The organism is Massiliimalia timonensis (assembly GCF_900186585.1).
Classification (GTDB): Bacteria; Bacillota; Clostridia; order Oscillospirales; family Ruminococcaceae; genus Massiliimalia; species Massiliimalia timonensis.
This window is the reverse complement of the sequence record NZ_FYDD01000003.1, coordinates 1,163,437-1,170,447: the sequence shown is the minus strand read 5'-3', so window position 1 is coordinate 1,170,447 and position 7,011 is coordinate 1,163,437. Positions and strand designations below refer to the sequence as shown.

4 protein-coding genes, 5 tRNA genes and 1 rRNA gene are annotated in these 7,011 nt (G+C 45.1%); all 10 read left to right on the top strand.

The window, feature by feature from the left end:
• Nucleotides 1-154: 154 nt before the first annotated feature.
• The 10 genes from CIB36_RS07810 (at nt 155) to CIB36_RS07765 (ending at nt 7,004) form a co-directional block, all read left to right on the top strand.
• A tRNA-Lys gene (locus CIB36_RS07810) sits at nt 155-231 on the top strand.
• Between the two features lie 4 nt (nt 232-235).
• Nucleotides 236-352, top strand: a 5S ribosomal RNA gene (gene rrf, locus CIB36_RS07805).
• Nucleotides 353-396: 44 nt separating this feature from the next.
• Nucleotides 397-473 (top strand) — tRNA-Ile (locus CIB36_RS07800).
• A gap of 23 nt (nt 474-496) precedes the next feature.
• Nucleotides 497-572 (top strand) — tRNA-Trp (locus CIB36_RS07795).
• 3 nt (nt 573-575) lie between these two features.
• Nucleotides 576-652 (top strand) — tRNA-Asp (locus CIB36_RS07790).
• Nucleotides 653-655: 3 nt separating this feature from the next.
• Nucleotides 656-731: transfer RNA gene (locus CIB36_RS07785), tRNA-Thr, on the top strand.
• Between the two features lie 704 nt (nt 732-1,435).
• Nucleotides 1,436-2,758 carry an ABC transporter substrate-binding protein gene (locus tag CIB36_RS07780; protein WP_158662629.1) on the top strand — a complete coding sequence of 441 codons (1,323 nt, stop codon included), beginning with the start codon at nt 1,436-1,438 and terminating at the stop codon, nt 2,756-2,758.
• Between the two features lie 96 nt (nt 2,759-2,854).
• Nucleotides 2,855-3,739, top strand: a complete 885-nt coding sequence (locus tag CIB36_RS07775) for a carbohydrate ABC transporter permease (protein ID WP_158662628.1) — start codon at nt 2,855-2,857, stop codon at nt 3,737-3,739.
• Complete coding sequence (locus CIB36_RS07770; RefSeq protein WP_093988938.1) at nt 3,740-4,573, top strand: carbohydrate ABC transporter permease; 834 nt, start codon at nt 3,740-3,742, stop codon at nt 4,571-4,573.
• Nucleotides 4,574-4,595: 22 nt separating this feature from the next.
• Nucleotides 4,596-7,004: a GH116 family glycosyl-hydrolase gene (locus tag CIB36_RS07765; protein WP_093988937.1), complete on the top strand. Its 2,409-nt coding sequence runs from the start codon at nt 4,596-4,598 to the stop codon at nt 7,002-7,004.
• Nucleotides 7,005-7,011 lie beyond the last annotated feature (7 nt).

The window sequence follows — 7,011 nt, the reverse complement described above, 5'->3', positions numbered from 1 at the left end:
ACGTTCAGCTAGCGAGTACTAATCGGTCGAGGGCTTGACCTCAAATTATGCGAGGCTCAAGTGATGAATGCTACTTTTTCTCAGATTCATAATTATTCGGTTTTGAGGATACCATTTCCTCTGAAAATGTATACCTACCTTGGTAGGGACCTGTGCACCACTAGCTCAATTGGTTAGAGCAACTGACTCTTAATCAGTAGGTTCAGGGTTCGATTCCCTGGTGGTGTACCATATAGACGGTGTTGATGGCGGTGAGGATCCACCTGTACCCATACCGAACACAGAAGTTAAGCTCACTTGCGTCGAAAATACTTGGCTGGCGACGGCCTGGGAAAATAGATAGACGCCGTCACAAATCCCATCAAAAAACTAGCAACTGTGCTAGTTTTTTGCTATGGGCCTTTAGCTCAGTTGGTCAGAGCAACCGGCTCATAACCGGTCGGTCCCGGGTTCGAATCCCTGAAGGCCCACCAAAAATGAAGCGCCGGTGCGTTATAGGGGTATAGCTCAGTTGGTAGAGCAGCGGTCTCCAAAACCGCGTGCCGAGGGTTCGAATCCTTCTGCCCCTGCCATTTGGCCCGTTAGCTCAGCTGGTTAGAGCGCTAGCCTGTCACGCTAGAGGTCGTCGGTTCGATCCCGATACGGGTCGCCATTTGCTGCTATGGCTCAGTAGGCAGAGCACGTCCTTGGTAAGGACGAGGTCACCAGTTCGAATCTGGTTAGCAGCTCCATACTGGGTGCCACGTCAACGCTTTGGCACGAAGTCCCCTTCGATTATCGGAGGGGACTTTTTTATTGCAGATCAAATCTTAAATAAAAGGGCTTACGATTTTTTGCATCGTAAGCCCTTTTATTTAAGTGATATTTCCGTTCTAACCATTGCTGGAGTTTTTTGGAAATTTATTTTGATTCAGAAATTTGTATGATTTCTCATGAAATGTAGTGCGGTAATTCAGTAAAGAAGCAAAAAAGTTTTGTGAAAATTGTTTCATGAAAAATGATAAAATTATTTCAGTTTTGTTTCACAACTTAATTTTTTTGTATTTAGTCAAAATATATAAATTTTATATTTTTATTAAGTGATTTTTAATATTTTATTGATTATTGATGATGAATACGCTATATTTATTTTATTAAATCAATTCAAAGATATGATTATTTGAAAGTGATTCTTGAAAGAATATGAAAATGTATTTTTAAAAATTTAGAGAATATCATAGATTTTGAATTGAAAAATTAGCTGTATGCACAGGAAACGTACACCTTTTCGTTCTAAAAAAAAATACCGTTGAAACACCTTTTTTAAGGTGTTTTTTTATGCCTTTTTAACGTTTTTTTCCGGAACGAAAAGGTGTGGATTATGGAGGTGACAGGATACAAACTGATTCAGACGAAAACACAGTGGGACAAGGTAATGAAAAAAGGAGATTTTACGATGAAACGATTGATTTGTGCATTATTATCTGTATTAATGGTCGGTTCTCTGGCTGCTTGTGGAAGTTCAGATGACAAGTCTGGTTCAGAAGGTGGCGGGCAAACAGGAGAAACCAAAACGTTTAACTGGCTGACTGTTCGTAATGAAGACAGCCCGGCAAGAAAGGCACAGGAAAGTTCCATTAAAGAGTATATTGAAAAAGAAGGCGCGAATGTAGAAGTAAAATATGAGGTGATTACTGACCGTCCTTCTTATTATCAGAAAGTAAAAATTTTAGCTTCCAGCAACGAACTGCCGCACTTGTTTGACGCAGAAGGCGATACCCTGACTCAGGAAATCGCAGAAACCGGCGTTTTGATGGAGGTTGACGATATCTATAAGGATCTGGATTATGACCGGATGCTGAATATTGGTTTGAATTACGGCCGGCTGGATAACGGCAAAAACTACTGCCTGGCTTGGGAAAACAATCTGGAATATTTCTGGTATCACAAGGATCTGTTTGAGCAGGCTGGAGTTACCAAAACACCGGAAACCTTTGACGAACTGATGGAGGTTTGCCAGACGTTAAAGGATGCGGACATTACACCGATCGCGGTGTGGGGGAATGAAGCGTGGCCGCTTTTGAGATGGATGGCATTTATCCCGTTCCGTTTGCAGGGAAATGATTATATTGAATCCTTAAAGGTGGGCGACGCGAAGATGAGCGACCCAGTTGGGATCCAGGCGGCTGAGTTCTTCCAGGAAATGGCGGAAAATTACTTTATGCCTGGCTGGTCCACGGCAAGTGCCAGTGATGCGCGGGAAGCTTTCTTTAATGGTAGCACTGCGATTTTCTATATCGGTTCTTGGGAAGTGCCAAACTTTACAGGGGAAGACCGTGAGCTGAAAGACGACTATGCTTATTTCTATATGCCGACAGTAGACGGCGCTATCAATGGTCAGACCGATATGTGGTCTCATGCTGGAACTGGTACTGCTGTCACTAAAAAAGCATACGAAGATCAGGACTTTAAAGATATGCTGAAGTATTTGCTCAACGCATATCCAGAAAAAGCATTCTATGATGAAAACCTGTATCCGGCCATGACATTTGACACTACACTGGGAGAAATGTCTGAATTTGATAAAGCATTTTTGGCTGACAGTGAGGCATTGACCTCTTATGGTTACTGCTGGGATGTCCGCATGGATGCCGCTACTACCGAAGTTGTGACCAAGGAGATCGTAAACTTGGGAATGGGCGCCATTACCCCAGAACAGTTTGCAGAAAAAGTAGACGCTGCAGTTGCAGAGAACGCACCGAAATATTTTAATAAGTAATACCCAGACCATCTCAACCACAATAAACCCTTTATTGTGGTTGAGATGTCAATATGGGCAGTTGCCCTGTTAGTACGGGCAGTCAGGGGGTATCATATGAGGCTACATAAAAAATCAGAACCATTTTTGTTTTTACTTTTACCAATGGTAGTTTATATTGCTGTTGTCTCCATTCCCATCATCTTTTCTGTTTATTACAGCTTTATGGATTGGAATGGAATCTCGGATATGACTTTTGTAGGTTTTCGGAACTACGCTAAAATGTTCCAGGATGAAAACCTGTGGATCTGTATGATCAACAACTTGAAATATACTGTGATCAATGTGGTTTATCAGGTCGGGATCGGGTTGTTGATGGCTATTTTGGTAGAAAGGATCTCTAAGGGAAACAATTTGATCCGGGTACTGTTTTTTACTCCGGTCATTGTTTCCAGCATGGCAATGAGTCAGACTTTCAAAAAACTTTTGGGCATCAATCCAGACGGTGTTATGAACGCACTGCTGGAGGCTGTTGGCTTGGGTGACCACAAAGTTGCATTTTTAGCAAGTATGGAAATTACTTTATACGTTGTCGCGATTGTGGAGGCGTATAAATTCAGTGGATTATATTTGGTGGTGTTCCATTCCGCGTTTACCTCTGTGGATACTGAAGTACTGGAAGCCGCCAGAATCGACGGGGCGAATGGTTTTCAGGTATATACCCGGATCAAGCTTCCGTTGATCAAAGGAATTATTATCAGCAGCGTTATTTTAGTCATCAATGGTACCTTAAAAGCCTTTGAAGTGCCGTTTATTTTGACAAACGGCGGCCCCGGCTACACCAGCGAGCTTGCGGCTACCTATATGTATAAGATGTCCTTTAACAATATGGATTATGGATATGGAAGTGCTTTAAGCATCTTGATCGTCTTTGAATGCGTTGTGATTATCGGCATTATTATGAAGCTGACACAGCGTGCAGAAAAAGGAGGGAAGAAATAAATGAATTGGAAAAGGGCTGTAAGAAAGATCCCAGTTTATTTATTGGTGCTGTTGGTTTTGGTGGTACAAGTATACCCGATTTTTTGGGTTATCATGTCCAGCTTTAAAACCAATGACAGTATGATTCAAAATCCTCCGTATTCTTTCCCGAAGGAATTTACATTTGACAACTACATGCAGCTGGCTGACAGTTTGTTTGGAAAGTACTTCACCAACACAATTATCGTTGCGATCTTCACTTTGATCGGGATCGTGGTGTTGGGCGCACTGGCGGCATACCCTCTTTCCAAGATGGACTTTAAAGGCAGAAAGCTGATTCGGAATATTTTTATGCTGGGAATGATGGTGCCAGTTTTTGTATCTCTGATCCCGATGTTCCGTGTGTATAATACGTTGGGACTAAGAAATACCCACCTTTCCCTGATTTTGCCGCAGATCGGCTTTGCGATCCCGATGGCAATGTATCTCTGCATTGGATTTTTGGAGTATGTCCCTAACTCTTTGATCGAGTCGGGATATATTGACGGAGCAGGCACTTTCCGGATCTTCTTCCAGATCGTACTGCCCCTGATGCGTAACACCTTAGTTACCATTGCGACTTTTAACTTTGTTTTCGTATGGAATGAATATATCTTTGCAAATACCTTTATCAGTGATGCGGAGATGAAGACGATCCCGCTTGGGTTGAATGACTTTGTGGGTCAATACGGGCAGGTCGACTGGGGAGGCAGCTTCGCGGCTATTTCAGCGACGATCCTGCCGACATTGGTTGTTTTCTTTATCCTGAATAAACAGGTGATGAATGGGATGACTGCGGGCGCGATCAAGGCGTAACCAACGACAGGAGGAACGGTAAATGAGCAACATGTATTCTAATAAATGGTATGACGATAAGGCTGTCGAGGCCAAATTTCTGCTTGGCGGGATCGGCACGGGAAATTTCTCTGTCGGCATCCGTGGTCAACTTTGCGACTGGGAACTGTGGGAAGACGAGGCGGTTGGCAGACGGATCCCATACACCTTTTTTGCACTCCGTACGGAGCAAGAGGATGGTTCTGTTAAGGTAAAGGTGATGGAATCAAAGAAAAAACCGCCTTATGAGCGTTCCCACGGATTTGACCCGTGGGACAATCTGGGGATCCCAAGATTTGAGCATTCCCGTATGTGCGGGGAGGTGAGCCAGGTTGTAGTGGAACTGACCGACAGCGCCATGCCGGTGGACGTTACCATGACGGGCTTTACACCGTTTATCCCCTTAAATGAGGATGATTCCGGGATCCCTGCGGCAATTTTAAGATACCGGGTACACAATAAAACAGGGCAAACAGTCAAAACTAGTGTTGTTGGCTCCCTTGCCAATGTGGTAGGCTTTGCAGGTTACAAGCGGTTTGCAGATCCTAAAATTGAAGGGGAAGCATGGAACGAGCAGCGGCAGAAAGAAGGATATCAGGGGATCTATATGTCCAATCACTTTGCAGAGGACGATCTGCGGTTTGGAAGTATGTCTTTGGTCACCACCTCAAAAGAACACGTCACTGTAAAGCCGGAATGGCTGATTGGTGGATGGTGGGACGGCGCGCATGATTTCTGGGCGGAATTTGAGGAGACCGGACAAATGCATCCCGGCTCTTCCGAGCCCGAGAGCACCAGTGCGATCGCCGAAGCGCGGGAATGGAAGATCGGTTCCCTATGCGCGGATTTTGAACTAAAAGCAGGGGAAGAAAAGGAAATTGAATTTGTGATTTCCTGGTATTTCCCAAACCGCCGGGCATATTGGCCGGGACACATGTTCCCGAAGCCGGAAAAGGAAAAGACCGTGCGGCATTATTATTCCACCCTGTTTTCCGACGCATGGGATGTATCGGAGAAGCTGTTGAAAAAATTGCCGTTGCTGGAAAAACAATCAGAACAGTTCCGCAAAGCGTTGTATGAAACCACGATACCGGCTGAAATGCTGGACGCCATGGCGGCGAACCTAACGGTTTTGCGCAGCCACACCTGTTTCCGTTTGGAGGATGGTTCTTTTCTGGGTTGGGAGGGCTGTTTTGACGACGCTGGCTGCTGCGAGGGAAACTGTACCCATGTCTGGAATTATCAGCAGGCGTTGGCTTTCCTGTTCCCGAATCTGGAGCGGAATATGCGCTGGAACAATTTCCTGCTGGAAACAGATGAGGAGGGCAGGATGTATTACCGCGGGAACAGGATATTTGGCTTTGATTATTATGATGCCATCCCGCCGGCGGCAGATGGACAGACTGGAACGATCGTTCAGCTCTACCGGGATTGGAAGCTGTCCGGGGACGATGAATTTTTGAAACAGATGTGGCCAAAAGCCTCTTTGGCGCTTGACTATGCATTTACTTGCTGGGATACGGATGGGGATTTTGTCTTTGACGGGGAACAGCATAATACCTATGACATTGAGTTCTACGGTATGACCTCGATGACAAATTCTGTGTTTTATGCCGCATTAAAAGCCGCGGAAGAAATGGCGGCCTATCTAAACGATGAGGCACATGAGAAAAAATACCGGGAAGCCCGCCTAAAAGGCAGCGAGCGGATGGACCGGATGCTGTATAACGGGGAGTACTATATCCAGAAAAACGATCAAAAAGGGAAGTACCAGTATTATGACGGCTGTCTGTCCGATCAGGTGTTTGGTCAGGAATTGGCGCATATCTGCGGGCTTGGGTACATCCTGCCGCAGGAGCATGTAAAAAGCGCGGTTTATTCTGTTTATAAGTATAATTTCCGTGAAAAGATGGGTGAACATATCAACGTCCAAAGATGCTATGCCATGGATGATGAAAGCGGGCTGATCTTATGCACCTGGCCGCACAGCAAAAAGCCAAGGATCCCGTTTGTTTACAGCGACGAAGTCTGGACCGGGATCGAATACCAGATGGCGGCTCATCTGATTTATGAGGGATATTTTGAAGAAGCGCTGAAGATTGTCAGCGCTGTGCGCAGCCGGTATGACGGCGTGCGCAGAAACCCGTGGAATGAAGTAGAGTGCGGCAACCATTATGTCCGCTCTATGGCAAGCTGGGGGCTTTTGCTAGCCGCTTCGGGCTATGGCTTTGACTTGACAAAAGGAAAAGTGTCTTTTGCACCGAAAATTTCTCAGGATCATTTCTCCTGCTTCTTCAGCACAGGAAAACACTGGGGCGTATACCGCCAAACGATCGATCCAGAAACCAACCAGCTTGAATCCCGGATAGAAGTACTGTACGGGGATCAAAATGACCTAGAACTTCAACAATAGAAAAGAC

Bases quoted from the DNA above. Each gene is read 5' to 3' on its own strand.
- CIB36_RS07770 (WP_093988938.1), top strand. From the start codon at position 3,740: ATGAATTGGAAAAGGGCTGTAAGAAAGATCCCAGTTTATTTATTGGTG.
- CIB36_RS07765 (WP_093988937.1), top strand. From the start codon at position 4,596: ATGAGCAACATGTATTCTAATAAATGGTATGACGATAAGGCTGTCGAG.
- CIB36_RS07775 (WP_158662628.1), top strand. From the start codon at position 2,855: ATGAGGCTACATAAAAAATCAGAACCATTTTTGTTTTTACTTTTACCA.
- CIB36_RS07780 (WP_158662629.1), top strand. From the start codon at position 1,436: ATGAAACGATTGATTTGTGCATTATTATCTGTATTAATGGTCGGTTCT.